The organism is Pelagicoccus sp. SDUM812005 (assembly GCF_031127875.1).
Lineage (GTDB): Bacteria > Verrucomicrobiota > Verrucomicrobiia > Opitutales > Opitutaceae > Pelagicoccus.
Genome location: NZ_JARXIA010000018.1, coordinates 85,052 through 106,259 on the forward strand (window position 1 = coordinate 85,052; position 21,208 = coordinate 106,259).

Below are 21,208 nucleotides of genomic sequence, written 5' to 3' on the forward strand. Positions count from 1 at the left end.
CGAGGGTCGAGATAGTTTAGGGTTGTGTCGGATTCTTTTGTTAACCAACTAGTATTTTTGGTTAACAATGAGTCGTCGCACCACAGTGGAATCGCAAAAGGGCGTTCTCGATCAATGGGATAGGGAGCACTCGTGGCATCCCTTCGCCCAGATGAGCGAGTACTGCGCCCTGCCCCAGGTGCAAGTGGAGCGGGCCCAGGGCTGTTGGCTGTGGGACGTGGAGGGCAGGCGTTACTTGGACGGGAACGCCTCGATTTGGACGAACGTGCATGGGCACAACGACCCGGATTTGAATGCGGCTTTGCTGGAGCAGGCCTCCAAGGTGGCCCACTCTACCTACCTCGGCTTGAGTCATCCGGCGGGGGCGGAGTTGGGGCGGCGGCTGGTGGAGCTATCGCCGCCCGGCTTGCAGCGGGTGATGTTCAGCGACAACGGTTCGAACGCGATCGAGATCGCTTTGAAGCAGTCCTTCCAGTTCTGGCAGCTGCAGGGGGAGAGCGATCGCGTCTTGGCGGTGGGCATGGAGGACGCCTACCACGGCGATACCTTTGGGACGATGGCGGTGGGCGATTCGCCGGGCTTCCATGGGCGTTTTTCGCGGTGGTGTTTCGAGTCGCGGGTATTCGAGCGTCCGCGGGACGAGTCCGTGGCGGAAGCGCGGCGAAGTTTGCGGAGTTTGGAGGCGGTGCTCGAGGCGGAGCAAGGCAAGGTGGCCTGCGTGGTTTTGGAGCCATGGGTGCAAGGGGCGGCCGGGATGCGGCTGCAGGCGCGGGGCTTCGTGAAGTCGTTGGAGGCGCTGTGTCGCCGTTTTGGGGCGCATCTCATTCTCGACGAGGTATTCGTGGGCTTTGGGCGTATGGGCAACTTTTTCGTCTGCCGGCAGGAGGGGGTGGAGCCCGACTTTCTATGCTTGGCGAAGGGATTGTCGGCGGGGTATCTGCCGCTGGCGGCGACTTTGACGCGAGTCGAGATCTACGAAGCGTTTCTCGGGACCATGGATAGCGGGCGGGCGTTTATCCATGGGCATACCTTTACTGGAAACCCTTTGGCTGCTGCGGTGGCCTTGGCAAGTATCCAGAAATTGGAACGTTTGATCGAGTCCGGCGAACTGGAGCAGTGGATCGCCTCGTTTGGGAGGCAGGTGAGGGAGGCGTTCGAGGGGCATGCTAACGTGTCGGAGCTGCGGGTGCGCGGGATGGCGGCGGCGGTCGACCTGTGTCCAGCGGAGGGTGAAAGCGAGTGGTCGGTGAACGATCGCGTGGGGATGCAGGTTTGCGTGGCGGCTCGGTCGGAAGGGGTGCTTTTGCGGCCCTTGAGGGATAGTCTTTTGATTGTTCCTCCTTTGGTGATCTCCGAGGAGGAAATCGCGTTTCTGATCCGCGGAATTTTGTCCGCGATTGATCGAGTCATTAAAGAACGAATACGATGAGCTATACGAAGGAAGAAATCCGGGCGATCCATGATCTGCCGTTGACGACTCTGATCTATCGCGCCCAGCAGGCGCATCAAGAGCATCAGGATCCGGCGGGGGTACAGCTTTGCACGCTGAAGTCCATCAAGACGGGGGCCTGCCCGGAGGACTGCGCCTATTGTCCGCAATCGGCTCATCACGGCTCCGATTTGAAGCCGGAGCCCTTGCTGGATACGGATACGATCTTGAAGGACGCGAGAGCGGCCAAGGAAGGCGGGGCTTCGCGTTTTTGCATGGGGGCGGCGTGGCGTCGCGTGCCGCGCGGTAAGCAGTTCGACTCCTTGCTGGAAACGGTGAGCGAGGTGAGCGCGTTAGGTTTGGAGGTCTGCTGTACCTTGGGGACGATCGAGGAGGATCAGGCGACCGCCTTGAAGGATGCAGGTTGCTCGGTGTATAACCATAATATCGATACGTCGCGCGAATACTATGGGAAGATCATCACGACTCGTACCTTTGACGAGCGCTTGGACAATTTGCGGACGGTGCGGGAGGTGGGCCTGCAGGTTTGCAGCGGGGGAATTATTGGCATGGGCGAGACGAAGGAGGATCGTATCGCATTCCTGCACGAGCTGTCTAACATGGCACCTTATCCGGACTCGGTGCCGATCAACGCTTTGATTCCGTGCAAGGGGACTCCGCTGGAGGAGCAGAAGTTCGTGGATCCGATCGAGTTCGTGCGAGTGATCGCGACGGCGCGCATATTGATGCCTAAGAGCATGGTGCGGCTCTCGGCGGGTCGCGCGGAGATGAGCGAGGAGCTGCAAGCGATGTGCTTCGTGGCGGGAGCGAACAGTATTTTTCTGGGAGACAAGTTGTTGACGACCGAGAACCCGGATCGGGATGCGGATTTCAGGTTGCTGGAAAAGCTCGGGCTTCATGCCTGGGAGCCGGCGGGAGTAGAGGTCTAGCGCGAGGCTCTTGATTGTATGAGGATTTTGGTGACAGGGAGCGATACGGATGTGGGAAAGACGGAGCTTTGCCGCGTCTTGCTGGCACAGTGGAAGGCGCGGGGACGCTCTGTCTCTTACGTGAAGCCGGTGCAATGCGGGGTGGACGCCTTGGGGCGCGGGGATCGGGAGCGAGTCGGGGCGGGCGTGTGCTTGCAACATTTCGAGCGACCGATCGCTCCCTTGGCGGCCGCTCGAGCGGAAGGGAAGCGCTTGGATTGGGATGCATGGCTCGAGTCGCTGGAGGGAATTTCGGGGACCGGTGATATCGTGCTCGTGGAGGGAGCGGGGGGAATCGCGGTTCCGCTCGACGAAGCGGGTCGAGATTGGGCGGATTTTGCCCGAGCTTTTTCTGCGGACTGGGTTTTAGTGGTGGTGTCGCTCAAGTTGGGGGGAGTGAACCAGTCGCGGCTGGCGGAATCGTACGCACGTAGCCGAGGTTTGAATACGATTGTGATCTTTAGCGAATCGAAGCCTTGCGAGGAGGAGGTGGCGGCGAGCACGCTATCGGGGGCGAGGGAAAGCGGAGTACGGGTGGGCGCGGTCCTGGCTCAAGGGGCGGGGAGCTTGCGGGTTTTGGACAAGAGTTTGGAAAGGAGTTTGGGATTGTGAATTGGAAAACTCGGGTGGATCTGGCCTTGGAAGTGCGGCGTCGGGGCGGGCGCTTGCGCGAGCTTTCGGTGTCGACGGGAGAGGGAGCGAACTTTTGGGACAACGATTATCTAGGCTTGGCGACTCACCCGGAGGTGCTGGCTGCAGCGGCGAGGGCGTTGGCGCGAAGCGGGAGTTCGGCGTCGCCGTTGATCAGCGGTTATCAGCAGGAGCATGCGGAGCTGGAGGAGTGCTTGGCAGGGTTGTACGGGGATCGATCGGTACTGGTATGGAATAGTGGATACGCTGCGAATTCTGCGGTGTTGGGAGCATTGCCGGCTCGAGGGGACGTGGTCTTGGCGGATCGCTTGATACATCGCAGCATGATCGAGGGCATCTTGAGAAGCGGGGCCCGTCTGGTGCGATGGGACCACAACGATGCGGAGCATTTAGAGTCCTTGCTGAGTCGGTTCTGCGAACAGGATCGGGATGTTTTCGTGGTTTGCGAGAGCGTGTACAGCATGGATGGCGACTTGGCTCCGTTGAGGGAGATAGCGGAGCTGAAGCGGCGGTTTCCGTTCTTTTGGCTGGTCGACGAGGCGCATGCTCTGGGCTGGTACGGAGGGAGTGGCGAGGGGCTATGCGGGGAGCTGGGGGTGTTGGATGCGGTCGATTTGCTGGTGGGCACCTTGGGCAAGGCTTGGGCTGGGCTGGGAGCGTTTACGGTTTTTAGGGATGCGGTCTTGCGGGATTTTTTCGTGAACTTTGGTAGCGAGTTTATCTATTCGACTTACTTGCCTCCGGCGTGCGCGGCGGCGGCCCGGGAGGCGATTTCTGTTTCCCAAGGCATGAGGGAGGAGCTTGGAAATGCGCGGCGGCGGTCCCGATTTTTTCGAGATGCTCTTCGTCGCGAAGGTTTGGATACATGGGAGGGGGATTCGCCGATCGTGCCGATCGTGGTCGGAGAGGATCGGGTGGCGGTGGAGCTGGCTCGACGCTTGGCGTTGGCGGGGTTGCGAGTGGGCTGCGTGCGTCCGCCTACGGTGCCGGAGGGGGAGGCGCGCCTGAGGGTGTCGCTCAAGGTGAACTGGGACGAAGTATCTTTGTGGAAGGTAGCGTGCTTGATCGCGGCGACCTTAAGGGAGGTGCGTCGTGCCTAGGAGCGTGTGCTGGCTGGGAGGATGGGCGGTGCCGGCGGAGAGCTTGCGAGCGTTTGCTCAGTGGAGTTGGCCGGAGGTTTCGCATCGGATCGTATTGCCGAGAGCCGGCTGGGAGGCGGAGCTCGAGGCGGAGGACTGCGACGCGTTGGTGGCGTATTCGCTGGGGGCTCAGCTTTGGTTTTCCTGTCCGGACTTGTGGGGGCGCTTTGAGCGGGTGGTGTTGCTGGCGCCGTTTTGCGATTTTCGGAGGGAAGCGGGGCTGGGTGGAAAGGTGGGACAGGCTCAGTTGCTGTACTTGCGGCGTTGGCTGCAGCGGGATGCCTTGGGGGCGGTGCGGGACTTTTACGCGCGGGCGGATCTGCAGATGGAGGAGATGGATGCCTTGCCGTATGGGGAGGAGGACTTGCTTTGGGGAGTGGAGCGTCTGTTGGAAGGGAACGGCACGTTGGGGGCGGCTCCGTGGGAGTCGTGGGAGGCGAGAGTGGGGGGAGAGGATCGTTTGCTGGATGTGGAGGGGATTTCGAAATGGTGCCGCAGGCTGGAGGTGGTGCCCGGTCGCGGGCACGATTGGCGAGACTTGATGGAGGGATTGCGATGGTGAGGCCTTGCGAGCTGGGGTTCGGCGCCAAGGCGGAGCAGTACGACGCGCGAGCTCAAGTGCAGGCGAGGGTGGCGGGTTGGACGGCGGAGTGGCTCGATCCGGCTCTGGCGGGCCTGGATGCTCTGGAGTTCGGGGCGGGCACGGGCTTGTTTACGAGGTATGCGGCGCGGCTGCACGGAAGGCGCTTGTGGGCGACGGACGTGGCGGAGCCGATGTTGGAAGTGGGGCGTCGGGCGAGCCTTGGCTGTCGCTGGCTGGAGCAGGACGCTTGGAATCCGAGCTTGGAGGGGCCCTTTGGGGCTCTTTATACGACGAGCTTGCTGCAGTGGTGTCCGGACCCGCTGGATACGCTGAGGAAGTGGCGTGGTTTGGCGGAGGCAGGCTCCCGGCTGCTGGGAGCCGTATTCGTGGCGGGCACGATGCGGGAGTGGGAGTCTTGCGAGGGGGCGTTGGGTCAGGTCGCTTGGCGTGCGGAGGCGGATTGGCTGGTGGCTTTGGAAGGCAGTTGCTGGAGCTTGGTTCGAAGCGAGGTGGCCAGCTGGGTCGAGTATGCGGAGTCGGCTCGGGAAGCGGCTCGGAGCTGGCATGGGATCGGGGCGGTGGTTTCGGGGGGGGAGAGGCGAGTGGGGGAATTCCTTCGCTCGATGCGTCGCTACCAGCGGGAGTGGGGTGGCGGGCGTGGAGTGCCTTGCACTTGGCGGGTCTTGCGTTTCGAGGCGGAGGGACGCTGAGGGCGAAATGGGTCTCCGGGCGATGCGTGTCGCATCGTACTGTCCCAGAGCGCGACGCGGTGTCGCGCTTTATTTAGGTCATGGATTTCGCGAAAAGTTTTTCATGGATTGTAACTGCTTGGTTGGGAGCGTGTAGCATTCGGCTTGAGGGGAACGAGCATCGCATTCAGGAACTTGGAACGCTCGTTGCTATCATTGAACCCGAACACTACGAAAGAACTCAAATGTTTGCATTTCTCATTCTCATTATCCCGACCTTCATTCTCGCTTTCTGGGCGCAGAACAAGGTCCGCTCGGCTTACGGCAAGTATGTGCAGGTCCCGTCGCGGGGAAACATCACCGGTCGGGAAGCTGCGGCAGCTGTGATGCAAAAGGCTGGTATTTATGACGTGGAGATCGTGCAGGTGCGCGGCGAATTGACCGACCACTACGATCCGATCAACAAGCGCCTCGCCCTGAGCGAGCACAACTACAATGGCACGAGCCTTGCGGCGCTCGGCGTGGCGGCCCACGAAGCGGGTCACGCGGTGCAGCACAAGATCGGCTATTCGATGTTGAAGGCCCGCATGGCCATGATCCCGGTGACGAACATTGCGTCGAGCTTGATGCCGTTCGTGATGTTTGGCCCGATGATCCTTTTCGGAGCGGGCCTGGGCACGCTGTTCCTGAAGATCGGCGTCGGCTGTTACCTGGTGATGACCGCCTTCCATCTGGTGACCTTGCCGGTGGAGTTCGACGCGAGCCGTCGGGCGAAGCAGGAGCTGGTTTCCCTGGGAATTTTGGGGCAGGACGAGCTGGTTGGCGTAAATAAAACCTTGGATGCTGCAGCCTGGACGTACGTTGCTGCGTTTGTTTCATCGCTGGGCTATTTGATCTACCTGCTGATGATGCTCAGCGGTCGCCGCGACTAGGGTCGGCTGATCAGAAAAAACCAATTTGAATTTTTGCTATGCGACTCAGTCGCTTAGCAGGAGGGAAGAGAAACAGAGGAGGGAGCCGTCTCGGAAACGAGGCGGCTCTTTTGTGCTTCGGCGTCTCGAGCTCAAGCCAGCTGTTTGGCCATTGCGGCGGCTGCTTTTTCGGGGGGAGTATCGACGTCGACGAGCTTGACGCCCGGCAGGGTGGATTGGAGCTCGAAGCGGGCGGTGTAGCGATAGAGGGAGTCAGCGGTGAGGATGCTGCCGGCCAGGGCGAGGGTGGGAAAGGGCTCCGTCTGGGCGAAGTCGTGGTAGACCAGGAGGGCAAGCTTGGCGAGCTGTTCGGCTTCGATGCGGAGGATGTCGAGCGCCTTGAGGTCGCCCGCGGCGGCGAGCTCGATGACGCGGGGGGCGAGGGCGGCGATCGCTGGGCGGGAATCGGCGGCGGGCAGCAAGCGGGTGTCGATGGCCCGCTTTCCGATGGCGTATCCACTTCCTGGATCGTCGTAGGGGAAGTCGCGGCCGCTGGCGCGGTAGGTGGTGCCGTCATTGTCGCGGGCGAAGCAGGCGGATCCGGTGCCGGCGATGAGGACGATCCCGGGTTTGCCGCGGAAAGCGGCGAAGTGGGCGATGTCTAGGTCGTGGGTGAGGTGGAGCTTGGCTTTTGCGAGTTCGGGAAAGGCAGCGGTGAGGTGGTGGCGGAGCTTCTCGCGTTGCTCTTCGGTGGCCAGTCCGGCGATGCCCATGCAGAGGGAGCTGCGCTCGGTGAGGCTGACGCGAGTGGCTCTGATGGCGTCCAGGATGTTTTGGGCGGCTTGGGGGAAGCCGATGTTGTTGGGATTGCATCCGGCGGCGGAGCCGGTGCCGCGGACTTTGCCGGCTGTATCCAGGGCGATGGCGCGGGTATGGGTGCCTCCGCCGTCGACGCCGATTTGGAAGCTAGCTGGATTGGGTGAGGACATAGGAGAGGAGTGTCGAGAATGGCGTAGGAGGATAGGACTGGCGATTGGATTTTTTGCGCATCGTGGGAGCTGGTTGGAGTAGGCAGGCCCAGGGCGAATCGCGGTCTAAGGGGTTTGAGGGAAAGTCTGGCGGGCGAGTCGGAGAGTTACGTGTCTGGGCTTAGGTAGGGGGTCTTAGTCTGTACTTCTCGGCTATTTCGAGGCTTTGTGGATACGTTCGTAGGGCGGGACATTACTAATCCAACTAATAGATACGCTTATGAAAACGATACTTGGGGCATTGCTTGTTGTGGGAAGCAGCTGGACTGCTTTGGCAGAGGAAGAAGAGAAATCGCCGTTTTTCGCCGTGGGGCTGGAAGGCGGTACGACGGGGCTAGGAGCTTCGGTTTGGCTGACTGCGTCGAAGCAGTTCACGATCAATGGAGGGTTTGGTTCCTTCGATACGGACGAGGAGTACTCGACGGATGGAGTGGACTACGAGGGCAACGTTGATTTGTCCAATGGGTTCGCGACCTTGAACTGGCATCCGGGCGGGGGCAACTTTCACCTGTCGGCTGGGGTGGTCTTCACGGACAATGCGGTCCGGGTCGTGGGCAGTCCGCAAGAGGGTACGACTTACGAGTTGGATGGAACCGAGTATCCGGCATCGCTGGTGGGGACGATTACGGGAGACGTGACTTGGGAAAAGTCGACCGCGCCGTATTTTGGACTGGGGTTCTCGAAGCGCCCGCAGGGCAAGGGCTGGGGCGCTTACGTCAACGTCGGCGTGATGGAGTCGGGCTCGGCTGTCGCTCGCCTAGAGGCGACGGGAGCGATCGCGAGCCAGCCTTCCTTCCAGGAGGACTTGCGAGCGGAGGAGCAGGAGCTCAACGACGAGCTGGATGAGTTTGACTTGTATCCAGTGGTGCGCGTGGGAGTGATGTATCGGTTTTAAGGATACGGATGGTGTGCGGGAGTCGCGGGCTGGGTCGAGACGGCCCGGTCCGCTGGATTGCAGGACCTGTTGCGGCGCGCCACGGCGGTCCGGGCCCTACCTAACTTAGGTGGCGACGGGTTTGGGATCGACCCATTTGCCGTGTTCTTTGATGAGGTCGATGAGGCGATCGTCGGCCTCGGCTTGCGGGATATTGTATTTCACGCAGGTTTTGCCGACATAGAGATTGATCTTGGCGGGGGCGCCGCCGACGTATCCAAAATCCGCATCGGCCATTTCGCCGGGGCCGTTGACGATGCAGCCCATGATGGCGATTTTGACGCCTTTGAGGTGGCCGGTCTTTTCGCGGATGCGTTGGGTGGTGGTTTGCAGGTCGAAGAGGGTGCGGCCGCAGCTCGGGCAGGCGACGAATTCGGTTTTGGTGATGCGTGAGCCGGCGCCTTGCAGGACGTTGTAGGCGAGGCGGGTGGAGCGGACGAGGTCGTCGTCGGACTCGATGCTAACCATGTCGCCGATGCCGTCGCAGAGCAGTGAGCCGGTGAGGATGGAGGCGTGCAGGAGCTTGTCGAGGAAGGGCGAGGAAACGGAGGTCTTGGATTTGGCGGGCTTGGGGTTGCGGATCCAGAGGGGCGACTTGTTTTTCCAGTGCTTGAGGCGATCGGCGAGCTGTCGGTAGTAGCCAATGCGGTGGTAGGGGGCCGAAGGCGAGATGCCGGCGTGGAGGGTGATGATGCTATCGTCGGTGGGTTCCGAGAGGATGCCGTCGTCGGCGGTGGGGGAGAGGCCGATGATGGGGCGGATCTTGAACTGGGCGCAGAGGTGGACGAACTGTTTGTAGTCGTTGTAGTCGTCGTCGCCGAAGTCGCGCAGGACGGCGAGGCGCTGTTGCTGGGGAGGGAGGGCGAGGGAAACTTCGTCGAGGGGGAGTTCTGGGTTGAGCTCGACGACGATGAATTCGGCGGCGCCTTGGGTGGCCTCGCAGAGTTCGGTCAGCTTTTCGAGGTCCTGGATGGTGTTGGCCTTGAGGAGGAGGCCTTCGAGCTTGGAGTCGCCTAGGGCGGGCCGGGAGGTTTTGGCTTCGGCCGCGATGGTGACGTATTCGGAAATCGGATGCGCGACGGGAGTGATGACGGTAGGGGGCTCTTCGCTGCCGAGCTTGGCGGAGTTGCCGAGTTGGATTTCGGCGATCTCGCGGCGTTGGAAGTGGAAGGGATCGATGCTGTCGGGCTTTTGGGCGGCGGGGGACAGTTCTCGCTCGGGCCGCCATTGCTCCATGATCTTTTGGGCAAGGGCTTGGGCGACGGGGATTTCGTAAACGGGGTCTTCGGTGAGGGAGACGCGGATGGTGTCGCCGAGGCCGTCCATGAGAAGGGAGCCGATGCCAATGGCGGACTTGATGCGGCCGTCTTCGCCGTCGCCGGCTTCGGTGACTCCGAGGTGGAGGGGGTAGCTCATGCCTTCTTTGTCCATGTGCTGGACGAGGAGGCGGTAGGCTTCGATCATGACCTTGGGGTTGCTCGCCTTCATGGAGAGGATCATGTCGTAGTAGCCGTGGGACTGGGCGATGCGGAGGAACTCGAGGGCGGACTCGACCATGCCGAGGGGGGTGTCCCCGTAGCGGTTCATGATGCGGTCGGAAAGGGAGCCGTGGTTGGTGCCGATGCGCAGGGCGCGGCCCAGTTCCTTGGCGCGTTTGACGAGGGGGGAGAAGGAGTCGTAGAGGCGTTGGAGTTCGGCCTCGTATTCAGCATCTGTATACTCGAGGACGGCGAACTTCTTGTTGTCCGCGTAGTTGCCCGGGTTGACGCGAACTTTTTCGACGTGTTCGACCGCTTCCATGGCTGCGTTGGGCAGGAAGTGGATGTCGGCTACGAGGGGGATGTGCCCGAAGCCGGCGGCGGTGAAGTTGGCGCGGATGTCCTTGAGGGCGCGGGCGGCGGCTTTGTTGGGGGCGGTGACGCGGACGATTTCGCAGCCGGATTCGGCGAGGGCGATGGATTGCTTGACGGTGGCGTCGACGTCTTGGGTGAGCGTCGTCGTCATCGACTGGATACGGATGGGATTGTCGCCGCCGACTCCGACGGAGCCGACTTGGACCTCGCGGCTGAGGCGACGTTGGGTTGCGAAACGGGAGGAGCAGTAGGAGCTCATTTCTTAGCGGTGTAGGCGGTCGGTGGTTAAGCGGTGGATGGTCTGCCTGGGGCTAACTAGTTTGCGGGAGTCTTGGGGGCGTTGTCAGATTTTCCGAATACAGGGGTGATGGCTTTGGCCTTTGCTTCGGCGCTTTCGGAGGCGTCGGTGATCCAGCGGCTGACGTCAAAGAAGGTGACGTACATCATCATGCCGAAGAGCAGGATCATGAAGCTGCCTTGGAGGGAGGCGATGACGTTGGGGTTGATGGGCTTGCGGCGTAGCTTGTTGATGGTGGCGAAGGCGATGTGTCCGCCATCGAGCACGGGGATGGGCATCATGTTGAAGAAAGCGAGGCTGACGTTGATGAAGATGACGATCCAGAGGGTGTTGAGCATGTCGTACATGGCGGCGCTTTTGATGACGCGAATGATGCCGACGGGGCCGCTCATGTGGGAGATGCCGACGTCCGAGTTTCGGTGCAGGAGGGCACGCAGGTTGGTGTAGGTGGTGACGGCGACTTCCTTGAGCTGCTCGGTAGGCGTTTGGTAGAGCAGGCTGCGGTTGGTATCGAAACCGGCGATGCCGCTAAGGACGGCGGTGCGGCCGTCGGTGTCGACCACGACTTCCTCGGGAGTGATGGTGGCGGTCTTGACGGTGCCTTCCTGCTCGAAGGCGAGGGCGACAGGTTCGGTTCCTTTGGCTTTGAGGTACTCGGTGTAGAAGGCGATGCTGCGGACGGGGTGACCGTCGAGGGAGACGAGGGTGTCGCCGGGCTTGACGCCGGCTTTTTCAATGGGGGAGTTCGGGAATACGGCGCCGACCATGACGGTGAAGCCGGGGCGGAGGCCGACTTGGCGCAGCTTCATGCCTTCGGAGATGATGGGCTGGACTTGGAGGTGGACTTCTTGGCCGTCGCGTTCGACTACGAATTCGATTTGGCGGGCGCCGTCGGTGGTTTTTCCGGTGCTGAGGGCGATGGCTTGGTGGATGTCGTCCCAGTCGTGCACGGGGGATCCGTCGATGTAGCGGATGAGGTCGCCGATTTGCATGCCTGCGGCTTTGGCGGGGGCGGGGACTTCTTGGCCGGCGGCGTTGGGGAGGGTGTCGCTGAGGTAGCCGACTTCGACGGAGGCGCGGTCTTCGGAGGTGGGGCGGCCGGTGAAGAAGAGGATGGTGGCGAGCAGGAAGGCGAAGATGATGTTGAAGACGGCGCCGGCGACGGCGACGATGACTTTGTCGCGGTAGCCGATGGGGGGCATGGCGTGGGAGTCGATGGAGGAGTCGCCTTCGATGCCGCGCATGTCGGCGAGCTGGGGGAGGGCGACGTAGCCGCCGAGGGGGAGCCAGGAGAGGCGGTACTCGACGCCGCCGCGGGTCCAGGAGACGATCTTGGGGCCGAAACCGATGGAGAAGCGCTCGATGTGCAGGCCGCGCCATTTGGCGGCGAGGAAGTGTCCGAGTTCGTGGACGAAGATGGAGCCGCCGAAGAAGAGGGCGACCATGAGGAGGCCCCAGCCTTGGTTGAGTAGATCGGAAAAGTTCATTTGGACGCGGTAGATTGTTTTTTAACCACAAAAAGCGCAAAAGTCACTGAGGGTCGCAGGTGTTGCGGGAGCTTTGTGGCTGCTTTGGCTTTAGGTTCTCAAATTTTTTGGACGAAGTTGGCGGCGTTTTGCCGGGCGAGCTGGTCGTAGTGGAGGACTTCGTCGAGGGAGCTTGGTTCTACGTTTTCGATGGAATCGAGGGTTTTTTCGATGATGGCGGCGATTTCAACGAATTTTAGCTTCCCTGAGACGAAGGCTTCGACGGCGACTTCGTTCGCGGCGTTGAAGATGCCGTTGGCGACGCCGCAGGCTTCCATGGCCTGGCGGGCGAGGGCGAGGCAGGGGTAGCGTTGGAGGTCGGGGGCGTGGAAGTCGAGCTGCATGGCTTGGCTGAAGTCGAGGGGGGCGACGACGCCTGCACCGCGGTCGGGGTAGAGGAGGCAGTGCTGGATGGCGAAGGTCATGTCGGGGGGGCAGAGCTGGGCGAGGACGGAGCCGTCGACGTACTGGACCATGGAGTGCACGATGCTTTGGGGGTGGATGACGGCTTGCACTTGCTCGGCGCGCATGCCGAAGAGCCAGCGGGCTTCGATCATCTCGAGGCCTTTGTTGGCCATGGTGGCGGCGTCGATGGTGACCTTGGGGCCCATGTCCCAGTTGGGGTGCTGGAGGGCTTGCTCGAGGGTGACGTGCTTGAGTTGCTCGACGGGGAGGTCGCGGAAGGAGCCGCCGGAGGCGGTGAGGATGAGCTTGTCGACGTGCTGGGTGCTGCGCTGCGAGTCGCTGCGCTCGCTCGGCGGGTTGGGGTTGAGGCACTGGAAGATGGCGTTGTGCTCGGAGTCGACGGGGAGGATGAGGGAGCCGGACTTTTGGGCGGCTTGCATGATGAACTTGCCGGCCAGCACGAGGATTTCCTTGGAGGCGACGGCGAGGGTCTTGCCTGCCTCGATGGCGCGGAGAGCGGGCAGGAGGCCGTGGGTGCCGACCACGGCGACGAGGGTGGTGTCGGCTGCGGGGAGGGCGGCGAGCTCCTCGAGTCCGGCGAGTCCGCAGTGGAGCTGGGTGGTGACGGGGAAGGCGGTGCCGGCTTTGGCGGTGGCGTAGGCGCTTTCGTCGAAGATGCCGACATGGGGGACGCCGAATTCGTAGGCGATTTGGGCGAGCTTCTCGATGTTTTGGTTGGCGGCGATTCCGACGAGATTGAGGCGGTCGCGGTGTTTGCGGATGACTTTGAGAGTGCTCTCGCCGATGGATCCGGTGGCTCCGAGGAGGACGATGTTCATGAGGGAAATTGGAAACTTAAGATTGCAAGTTTAAGATCGGAATTTGCTCCGCCGCTGAGGGGATTTTCAATTTTCGATCTGCAATCTTCAATGGAGTGCGAGGCGCTTTACTGGAGCAGTCCGAAGAGTAGGAAGGCGGTGGGGGAGGTGAGGATGAGGGAGTCGGAGAGGTCGAAGGCTCCGCCGATGCCGGGGATGAAGCGGCCGGAGTCTTTCTCCTTGGCGGCGCGTTTCATCATGCTTTCGACGAGGTCGGAAACGATGGAAAGGGCTCCGATGGGGAGGGCGATGATCGCGGCCCACTGGGGCTTGAAGAAGTCGGGGAAGTAGTCGCCGGCGAAGTAGGCGAAGGCGAAGCCGATGCCGACGGAGGTGAGGCAGCCGCCGATGGCGCCTTCCCAGGTTTTGCCGGGGCTGGTGTTGGGGGACATCTTGTGGCGGCCGAAGGCTTTGCCGAAGAGCAGGGCCCCGACGTCGCAGAACTTGGCGGTGGCGATGAGCCAGAGGATGAGCATGAGGCCTTCGCCCATGTCGGGGGTGATGGTGAGCATGCGGGCCATGAAGGTGAGCATGAAGGGGACGTAGATGAGGCCGACGAGGGTGGAGCCGAGGGTCTCGATGCGTTCTTCGACTTCGCGGTGGACGAGGATGCGCAGGCAGATAGCGACGATGGTGACGGCGATGATGCTGGCTTGCAGGCCGGGGACGGGGTGGTCGAAGGCTTTCTCTATATAGAAGGGGCCTAGGATCATGAAGGTGCCGAGGCTGGAGCCGAGGGACTTGAAGGGGCGGCGGCCCATCTTTTCCATGAGGCCGTAGAGTTCCCACTGGGTGCCGAAGCTGATCATGGCGATGAGCCAGACGGCGGCTTCGGGGGTGTAGCTGACGGAGCCGATGATGATGGCCCAGAGGAGGATAGTGCTGAAAATGCGTTTTGCCACGTTTGGGGGTGTGGGGGTTATGCTGAAGGCTGGAGTGGGGTGGCGGCGATTTGTTCGCCGGTCTTGCCGAAGCGGCGCTCGCGGTTGCGGTAGCAGGCGAGGGCTTTCTGGAGCTGTTCCTTGCCGAAGTCGGGCCAGAGGGTTTCGGTGAAGTAGAATTCGGCGTAGGCGGATTGCATGAGCAGGAAGTTGCTGATGCGGGTTTCGCCGGAGGTGCGGATGATGAGGTCGGGGTCGGGCAGTTCCGCGGTGTAGAGGTGTTGGGAGAAGTCTTCCCAAGCGGTGGTGTCGGCGGCGACCTTCCCGGCGGCGACGGCTTGAGCGAAGGCTTTGGCGGCGTCGAGGACTTCGTTGCGCGAGGAGTAGTTGAGGGCGAGGGTGAGGTGCCAGTCGTCGAATTCCTTGGTGGCGTCGATGGCTTTTTGCAGGGCTTTGCGGGCGCTGGCGGGGAGCTCGTCGATGCGGCCGATGGCGTGGAGGCGGACCTTCTTTTTGACGAGGGTCTTGGTTTCGCGGGAGAGGAAGAGCTCGAGGAGCTCCATGAGGGCGCGGACCTCGAAGTCGGGGCGATTCCAGTTTTCGGCGGAGAAGGCGTAGAGGGTGAGGTAGCGGATGCCGAGCTCCTGGCAGGCGTCGATGATGGCGCGGGTGGCCTTGGCGCCTTCCTTGTGCCCGCGGGGACGGGAATGTCCGCGTTGCTTGGCCCAGCGGCCGTTGCCGTCCATGATGATGCCGATGTGCTGTGGATTTGGTTTTTCTGTGGATTCGCCGTTCATTCCTTAGCTGGTGGGAAGAATAGCGGCGAGGATCGAATGGGCCTTGTGCTTTGGCAAGGCGTTATTGGGCGGGGCGCGGAGGCCTGCGGATCGGCTTGGGGCGCGTTCCGGTGTAAATCGCGCCCGCTGTTGCATCTTACTAGCGGCTTGCTACGTATTTGGGGTAGTTCATTGCGCTATGAAGTCTTCGACGATTACCCTATCCGTCCTCCTTGCGGGGGCTTTGGCCTATGCTGGCTATTTGCAGTCTGAATTGAGCCGCCTGAAAGCGGCGTCTGAACTTGGCGAAGCCGAACCGCCGCAGACGGTAGCGAAAGCGGATCTCGGGGAGGAGGCGGAGCCGGACGTGGCTTTGAGCGCTGCGGCGGGTCGGACCGGGACGGTGGAAGCTCCGGTGGAAGCGGAGGGGGCTCCGCCGAGGGAGTCCCGGGAAGCGCGCCGGGCGGAGCGCTTGAAGCAGATGTTGTCGGCCTTCGAGGATCCGGAGATGCGGGTCGACATGATCGAGCGGCAGATGAATCGGGTGGACGCTCGCTACGCGGACTTTTTCAAGTCCTTGGATTTGAGTCCTGACGAATTGGATACCTTGAGGACGCTTATGGCCGAAGAGGGCGTGGTGGGCTGGGAGATGCGCATGCGGACCTTTGGGGCTGACTCGGAGGAAGCTCGGGCGGAAGCGGAGCAGGCCCGCGAGCTGCAGCGGGAGTTGATTCGGGACCAGATCGCGGCGCTTCTGGGCGAGGACAATGCGGCGGCCTTGCAGGACTATTCGGAAACCTTGCCGTATCGGGGAGAGGTGGAGTCGCTGGCTTCGAGCCTGAGCTTTACGGATTCGCCTTTGAGCGAGGGACAGAGCGAGGCTTTGGTGGTGGCGATCCGTGACGTGTCGAAGTCCTACGAATACTCGGTGGACCTTTCCGAGTTGCGCGGTCGGGAGGCGGCGAACCTGAAATCGTCCGATATCGAGACGTTTTTCAACGAGCGGGCCGAGCGCGACGAACTGGTTTTGCAGGCGGCCTCGGAGAGCTTGAACGATGCTCAATTGGCGGCCTACGCGGAGCGTCAGCTCGCGGAGCGGGAACGGGATCGGCGGCAGATGGAATTCATGCTGCAGAATCCGGGCAGCTTCGACCGGGGCGGTCCGCGAGGCGGGGGCCAACGCGGCGGCGGTCAACGGGGCGGCGGCTCGCGCTAGCTAGCGGGCAACGGCCCGGGGGCGGCGTCCCAGGTTTTGGGGCAACGCGACACTTTGAAACGAAAACAGCCGACTCCTGGAGGAGTCGGCTGTTTTTGTTGTGGGGTAAGTCCTTTGAAAGGGGAGCAGCTTAGTTCTTGCGGCGGCGGAGGGCGAGGAGTCCGGCGGTGGCGAATCCGAGCAGGGCGAGGGTCGATCCGGTGTCGGGCACGGGCATGTAGACGAGCTGGTCTTGGTGCTGGTTTTGGCCGTTGTTGCTGGTGAGGTTCATGACCTTGACGTTTTGGCCGGTGTAGTCGGACTTAACTTCGGACCAGTCGGTGGTGGAGAAGCCGAGGGTGCTGGCGGCGAGGCTGACGAGGTTTTGGGCGCTGGATCCGATGTCGCTCCAGTTGAGTTCGTCTTCGAGGAACCAGATGGCGTTTTGCAGGTTCAGGGGCGTGAAGCCGGAGGCGAAGAAGTTGCCGACTGCGTATTGCTCGTAGAGCCAGCCGGTGCCTTCGGAAATGATGTCCTTGCCGTTGACGGCTCCGTTGCGTCCGCCGGAGATGGCTCCGTCGTTGAGCACGACGTCGTAGGTGTGGCCTGGGTTGAAGTATTCGTTCTTCTCGATGCAGAAGGTGCCGAACCAGGTGCCGTCGGTGGACTTGCCGAGGGCGTAGTTGTCGAGCACGCTCTCGAAGGCTCCGCTAGGGTCGGCGCGGTAGTAGCCGATGTCGCTGCCGTTGGTGTTGCCCATCTTGATCTGGATGGCGGAGGCGCTGGCGGCGAAGGAGAGAATTGCGATAGAAGCGAGGAGTGTTTTTTTGATGCTCATGTTTGGACTTTTCCTGTTTGGGTTGAAGTCCGAGCATGCTAACAGATTCTTTACATTCGCGCTATCGGGCAGGGGGCGGATTGGCGGCTAGGGGCGAGGAGTGAGCTGGAGCGCGCCGCTCTTAGGGCGCAGCACTCATGGGGCGGTAGGCGCTTGCTATAGGCGCAGCGGCGTCCTCCGTTGCTCGCACGCGGGAGGGGAAGCCGCTTTGTTTGCGTTCAGTCGGCGAGGATTTTTTGGCCGTCGAAGACGAGCTTGCCGGCGACGAGGGTCTTTTTGACTTTGCCTTTGAGTTCGCGGCCGATCCAGGGGGAGTTGCTGGACTTGCTGAAGAATTTCTTGTTCTGCGGAGTCCACGTCTCTTCTGGGTCGAAGAGGGTGACGTCGGCGTCGGCGCCTTCGCTGAGGGTGCCTTTGTCGAGCTTGAGAATTTCGGCGGGGCGGCTGGTGAGGAGGCTGAGGGTGCCGAGCAGGGAGAGGCGTTCGCTGTGGTAGAGCTGGGCGAGGCTGACGGAGAGGGCGGTTTCGAGGCCGATGACGCCGAAGGGGGCGTAGTCGAATTCGACGTCTTTCTCGTAGTCGGTGTGGGGGGCGTGGCCGGTGGCGATGCAGTCGATGGTGCCGTCCTCGAGGGCTTCGAGGAGGGCGATGCGGTCTTCCTCCTCGCGCAGGGGCGGGTTCATCTTGAAGTTGGTGTTGAAGCTTTCCACTTCGGAGTCGGTGAGGGCGAGGTGGTGGGGGGTGACTTCGGCGGTGATGTTGATGCCGCGGGATTTGGCGCGGCGGATGATGTCGACGGCGGACTTGGAGCTGATGTGCTGCAGGTGGATATGGGCGCCGGTGTGGGTGGAGAGGCTGACGTCGCGGGCGACGATGATATCTTCGGCGGCTTTGTGAAGTCCACGTAGTCCTAGTTTCGTGGATACGAAGCCTTCGTTCATGACGCCGTCGGCGGAGAGTGAGTAGTCTTGGCAGTGGTCGATGACGGGGATGTCGAACATGTGGGCGTACTGGAGGGCGCGGCGCATGAGGCCGGCGTTTTGCACGCATTTGCCGCCGTCGGAGATGGCGACGATGCCCATGCGGGAGAGGGATCCGGTGGGGGCGAGGGCTTCGCCGGCGCGGCCGACGGTGATGGTGCCGGTGGGGAAGACGTTGACGACGCCTTCCTTGTCTACGATGTCCTTGATGAGCTGGACGGTGCCGGCGTTGTCGACGGCGGGGGAGGTATTGGGCATGCAGACGACGGAGGTGAAGCCGCCGGCGGCTGCGGCCGAGGTGCCGGAGCGGATGGTTTCCTTGTGCTTTTGGCCGGGCACGCGGAAGTGCACGTGCAGGTCTACGAGCCCGGGGCTGACGACCAGTCCGGTAGCGTCGATGGTGTCGGCCGTATCCAGGATTTCCTTACTGGGCTTGGCGGCGATTTTCCCGTCGACGATGTAGAGGTCTCCGATTTCGTCGCGCTTGTTCTTGGGGTCGATGATGCGGCCGTTTTTGATGATGGTGGCGGAAGGCATTTGGAAAGTGTGACTGTTGAGATCTAGGTCGTGAAGCGGCGGGGCGCTAGGCGATGGCGGCTTCGGCGGAGCCTCCGGAGCAGAGGTAGAGGGCGGCCATGCGGACGGCGAGGCCGTTGGTGACTTGTTCGAGGATGACGGATTGGGAGGAGTCGGCGAGGTCGGAGTCGATCTCGACGCCGCGGTTGATGGGGCCGGGGTGCATGATGATGGCGTCTTTCTTGAGCCAGGAGAAGCGGTCGGCGTTGAGGCCGAACATGCTGGTGTATTCGTTGAGAGAGGGGAAGGCGGAGGCGTTTTGGCGTTCGTGCTGTATCCGCAGGAGCATGACGGCATCCTTGTCGGCGAGGGCGGACTTGAGGTCGTGGGAGACCTTTACGCCGAGGCGCTCGAACTCGCGGGGGACGAGGGTGGAGGGGCCGACGAGGGTGACTTCGGCGCCGAGTTTGTTCAGGGCCCAGATGTTGGAGCGGGCGACGCGGGAGTAGAGGATGTCGCCGAGGATGGCGATTTTGCGGCCGCGTAGGTCTCCCCATTTTTCGCGTAGGGTGAAGCAGTCGAGCAGGGCTTGGGTGGGGTGCTCGTGGGCGCCATCGCCGGCGTTGAGGACGGGGATATCGAGGATTTTGGCGATGTATCCGGCGGAGCCGGGGGCGGAGTGGCGGATGATGATGATGTCGGCGGCGAGGGCGCGGATGTTTTCGACGGTGTCGCGCAGGGTTTCGCCTTTAGCGGTGCTGGAGGTCTTCATGTCCAGCGAGGTGACGTCGGCGGAGAGGCGCTTGGCGGCCATCTCGAAGGCGACGCGGGTGCGGGTGGAGTTTTCGAAGAAGAGGTTGACGACGTTCTTGCCGCGCAGGGCGGGGGTCTTGGCGGTTTTGCGGCCGAGGACTTTTTTGAAGGCGTCTGCGGTTTCGAAGAGGGTGTTGATCTCGCTGGCGGAGAGTTCTTCGATGGAGATGAGGTCTTTGCGGTTCCAGGACACGGGTGGAAGTGGTGAGTGGTGAGGCGTGAGTGGTGATGGAGCGAGGCGCTTAGGGTTCGATGATTTCGATCTTGGAGCTTCGCGGGTTTGCGGGGTCGAGGGTGACTTCGACCTTTTGCTCGGGGGTGGTGTCTTCGACGATGCCGGTGTAGTTGGCGGCTATGGGAAGACGGCGGTTTCCGCGGTCGACGAGGACGGCGAGCTCGACTTGGTAGGGGCGCCCGATGGTGAGGACCTCGGCGATGGCGGCTCGCACGGTGCGGCCGGAGAAGAGCACGTCGTCGACGAGGATGATGGTGGAGTCTTCGGGGTCGGTGGCCATCTGGGTGGCTTGGACGTCCTTGGTGATGGGGTGCTGGCCGATGTCGTCGCGGTGGAAGGAGATGTCGATGACGGCTTTGGGGATGGAGCTGCCGAGGCGTTGGGAGAGGGCGGTCTCGAGGAGGCTGCAGAGGGGGATGCCTCCGTTGGCGATGCCTGCGAGCACGAGGTTGTCGGGCTTGGGGTGGGCAGCTGCGATGGCGTCGGCCATGGAATCGATGGCCGCGGCTATTTCTGCGGATTCAATAGTCTTTTTGACGAGCACGCTGCCACTTAGGATAAGAGGCTTGGCGGGGTAAAGCGGGAAATGGGGGAATGTGCGGGAGAAGCTTTTCGGCGAGGCGGGCGGCGAGGCCGGGCAGGGGGCGATCGTGTTTTAGGAAGGAGGGGAGGGAGGAATCTAGCGCATGGCGCTGGCGAAGGTGCCGATGAGCTGCTCGACGTGCGAGCTGTCTTTTTGCAGGTCCTCGGGGTCGAAGGAGAGGTTGAGGAATTCGTTGTAGCCTGGGAGCTGGTCGGTTTCGGGGTCGTTGAGGTTGCGGAAGGCCATGGACCAGTCGGGGAACTCGCGTTCTTCGATGTTGCGCTTGAAGATGGTGAGGAAGCCGCGGTGGCGGGGGTCGAGCTCGATCTTCTGGAGAATGTTCCTGAGTGTGCTGCTTTCTCCTTCGAGGATTTGCAGGAAGTTGCCTGACTTGTAGAGCAGCAGTCCGGTGATGCCGAGGGCTTGGTTTTTGACGCGGCTCTTTTTCAGCAGTTCGAGGAGTTCTTCTTTGGTGAAAGGGTCTCTGGCGGAGCTGGCGTAGGCGATTTGGACGAGTGGCATGGGGCGGAAGTATGCTGGAGGCTTCGGCCTGATGGCAAGTGGAGGATTTCCGTTTCTGGGTAGTGCAGACTCAGGGGCGCTTGTTTTGTTTGGGGGCTAGGGTTGGGAGGGAGAGTTGGGGCAGCATTTTATCTTGCGCGGCGCTGTAGACCTCTCCGACGCGCGTCGCTCCATGGCGTAGGTAGAATGTTTCGGCGTGAGGGTCGGACAGCAGGAGGAGGTCTGTGATTTTGTTTTGGATACAGAGATCTTTGATCGTCGCGATGGCGCGACTGCCGTATCCATTGCCTATGTGACTTGGCAGTATCCAAAGGTGGTCGAGAAGGTCGGGACATCCTTTGACGATTGCGAAGAATCCGATGGTTTGCTTTTCCAGTCGGATGCTGCGGACGAGGTTTTTCTCGATGTAGGCCGGCTCGATGCGCAGTCCCTCTCTCCAGGAACCGAGCTGTTCGGCGGAGTAGCCCCAGTGTCCCTTGGATCGGATCGCAATTTCGCTGAGGATGGGAGCTTCGACGGGGAGGGAAGGTGTGAAGGTGAGGGGCATGATCGGAGG

21 protein-coding genes are annotated in these 21,208 nt (G+C 61.9%); 9 read left to right on the forward strand and 12 right to left on the reverse strand.

Going from position 1 to position 21,208, the window contains the following annotated elements:
• Positions 1 to 67: 67 nt before the first annotated feature.
• From bioA to QEH57_RS19080, 7 genes are all read left to right on the forward strand, one after another.
• On the forward strand, positions 68 to 1,429 hold the full coding sequence (bioA, locus tag QEH57_RS19050) for an adenosylmethionine--8-amino-7-oxononanoate transaminase (protein ID WP_309008372.1): 1,362 nt from the start codon (positions 68 to 70) through the stop codon (positions 1,427 to 1,429).
• Positions 1,426 to 2,379 (forward strand): biotin synthase BioB, encoded by a 954-nt coding sequence (bioB, locus tag QEH57_RS19055; RefSeq protein ID WP_309008373.1) that lies wholly within the window; start codon positions 1,426 to 1,428, stop codon positions 2,377 to 2,379. The genes bioA and bioB overlap by 4 nt, the downstream gene beginning before the upstream one ends.
• Before the next feature lie 18 nt (positions 2,380 to 2,397).
• A complete protein-coding gene (bioD, locus tag QEH57_RS19060; RefSeq protein WP_309008374.1) occupies positions 2,398 to 3,030 on the forward strand; it encodes a dethiobiotin synthase in 633 nt (210 codons plus the stop codon).
• The gene (locus QEH57_RS19065; protein ID WP_309008375.1) at positions 3,027 to 4,169 is read left to right on the forward strand and encodes an aminotransferase class I/II-fold pyridoxal phosphate-dependent enzyme; all 1,143 of its coding nucleotides are present in this window, start codon (positions 3,027 to 3,029) and stop codon (positions 4,167 to 4,169) included. The genes bioD and QEH57_RS19065 overlap by 4 nt, the downstream gene beginning before the upstream one ends.
• Positions 4,162 to 4,770, forward strand: coding sequence for a hypothetical protein (locus QEH57_RS19070; protein ID WP_309008376.1), 609 nt, complete (start codon positions 4,162 to 4,164; stop codon positions 4,768 to 4,770). Before QEH57_RS19065 ends, QEH57_RS19070 begins: the two co-directional genes overlap by 8 nt.
• Positions 4,764 to 5,501, forward strand: coding sequence for a methyltransferase domain-containing protein (locus QEH57_RS19075; RefSeq protein WP_309008377.1), 738 nt, complete (start codon positions 4,764 to 4,766; stop codon positions 5,499 to 5,501). The genes QEH57_RS19070 and QEH57_RS19075 overlap by 7 nt, the downstream gene beginning before the upstream one ends.
• Positions 5,502 to 5,725: 224 nt before the next feature.
• Positions 5,726 to 6,412, forward strand: a complete 687-nt coding sequence (locus QEH57_RS19080) for a zinc metallopeptidase (protein WP_343224818.1) — start codon at positions 5,726 to 5,728, stop codon at positions 6,410 to 6,412.
• Positions 6,413 to 6,543: 131 nt separating this feature from the next.
• On the opposite strand, the gene QEH57_RS19085 is transcribed toward QEH57_RS19080, so the two are convergent.
• Positions 6,544 to 7,380: a BadF/BadG/BcrA/BcrD ATPase family protein gene (locus tag QEH57_RS19085; protein ID WP_309008379.1), complete on the reverse strand. Its 837-nt coding sequence runs from the start codon at positions 7,378 to 7,380 to the stop codon at positions 6,544 to 6,546.
• Between the two features lie 259 nt (positions 7,381 to 7,639).
• Here QEH57_RS19085 and QEH57_RS19090 point away from each other — a divergent pair, with 259 nt between their 5' ends.
• The gene (locus QEH57_RS19090) at positions 7,640 to 8,314 is read left to right on the forward strand and encodes a hypothetical protein (protein WP_309008380.1); all 675 of its coding nucleotides are present in this window, start codon (positions 7,640 to 7,642) and stop codon (positions 8,312 to 8,314) included.
• 105 nt (positions 8,315 to 8,419) lie between these two features.
• On the opposite strand, the gene ispG is transcribed toward QEH57_RS19090, so the two are convergent.
• From ispG to QEH57_RS19115, 5 genes are all read right to left on the reverse strand, one after another.
• Positions 8,420 to 10,465, reverse strand: coding sequence for a (E)-4-hydroxy-3-methylbut-2-enyl-diphosphate synthase (ispG, locus tag QEH57_RS19095; RefSeq protein WP_309008381.1), 2,046 nt, complete (start codon positions 10,463 to 10,465; stop codon positions 8,420 to 8,422).
• 56 nt (positions 10,466 to 10,521) lie between these two features.
• Positions 10,522 to 11,991: an RIP metalloprotease RseP gene (gene rseP, locus QEH57_RS19100; RefSeq protein ID WP_309008382.1), complete on the reverse strand. Its 1,470-nt coding sequence runs from the start codon at positions 11,989 to 11,991 to the stop codon at positions 10,522 to 10,524.
• 98 nt (positions 11,992 to 12,089) lie between these two features.
• The gene (gene dxr / locus QEH57_RS19105) at positions 12,090 to 13,274 is read right to left on the reverse strand and encodes a 1-deoxy-D-xylulose-5-phosphate reductoisomerase (protein WP_309008383.1); all 1,185 of its coding nucleotides are present in this window, start codon (positions 13,272 to 13,274) and stop codon (positions 12,090 to 12,092) included.
• Between the two features lie 107 nt (positions 13,275 to 13,381).
• On the reverse strand, positions 13,382 to 14,215 hold the full coding sequence (locus QEH57_RS19110) for a phosphatidate cytidylyltransferase (RefSeq protein ID WP_309008384.1): 834 nt from the start codon (positions 14,213 to 14,215) through the stop codon (positions 13,382 to 13,384).
• A 17-nt stretch (positions 14,216 to 14,232) separates the two neighbouring features.
• Positions 14,233 to 14,991: an isoprenyl transferase gene (locus QEH57_RS19115; protein WP_309008385.1), complete on the reverse strand. Its 759-nt coding sequence runs from the start codon at positions 14,989 to 14,991 to the stop codon at positions 14,233 to 14,235.
• 178 nt (positions 14,992 to 15,169) lie between these two features.
• Here QEH57_RS19115 and QEH57_RS19120 point away from each other — a divergent pair, with 178 nt between their 5' ends.
• Positions 15,170 to 16,186 (forward strand): hypothetical protein, encoded by a 1,017-nt coding sequence (locus tag QEH57_RS19120; RefSeq protein ID WP_309008386.1) that lies wholly within the window; start codon positions 15,170 to 15,172, stop codon positions 16,184 to 16,186.
• A gap of 130 nt (positions 16,187 to 16,316) precedes the next feature.
• On the opposite strand, the gene QEH57_RS19125 is transcribed toward QEH57_RS19120, so the two are convergent.
• The 6 genes from QEH57_RS19125 to QEH57_RS19150 all read right to left on the reverse strand — a co-directional run bounded on the left by QEH57_RS19125 (position 16,317) and on the right by QEH57_RS19150 (position 21,199).
• Complete coding sequence (locus tag QEH57_RS19125) at positions 16,317 to 17,003, reverse strand: VPDSG-CTERM sorting domain-containing protein (protein WP_309008387.1); 687 nt, start codon at positions 17,001 to 17,003, stop codon at positions 16,317 to 16,319.
• Positions 17,004 to 17,221: 218 nt separating this feature from the next.
• Positions 17,222 to 18,520, reverse strand: a complete 1,299-nt coding sequence (locus QEH57_RS19130; protein ID WP_309008388.1) for a dihydroorotase — start codon at positions 18,518 to 18,520, stop codon at positions 17,222 to 17,224.
• 46 nt (positions 18,521 to 18,566) lie between these two features.
• On the reverse strand, positions 18,567 to 19,505 hold the full coding sequence (locus QEH57_RS19135; RefSeq protein WP_309008389.1) for an aspartate carbamoyltransferase catalytic subunit: 939 nt from the start codon (positions 19,503 to 19,505) through the stop codon (positions 18,567 to 18,569).
• 49 nt (positions 19,506 to 19,554) lie between these two features.
• Positions 19,555 to 20,091: a bifunctional pyr operon transcriptional regulator/uracil phosphoribosyltransferase PyrR gene (pyrR, locus tag QEH57_RS19140; RefSeq protein ID WP_309008390.1), complete on the reverse strand. Its 537-nt coding sequence runs from the start codon at positions 20,089 to 20,091 to the stop codon at positions 19,555 to 19,557.
• Positions 20,092 to 20,226: 135 nt separating this feature from the next.
• Complete coding sequence (locus QEH57_RS19145; RefSeq protein ID WP_309008391.1) at positions 20,227 to 20,652, reverse strand: BLUF domain-containing protein; 426 nt, start codon at positions 20,650 to 20,652, stop codon at positions 20,227 to 20,229.
• A gap of 70 nt (positions 20,653 to 20,722) precedes the next feature.
• Positions 20,723 to 21,199, reverse strand: coding sequence for a GNAT family N-acetyltransferase (locus QEH57_RS19150; RefSeq protein ID WP_309008392.1), 477 nt, complete (start codon positions 21,197 to 21,199; stop codon positions 20,723 to 20,725).
• Between the last annotated feature and the right edge of the window lie 9 nt (positions 21,200 to 21,208).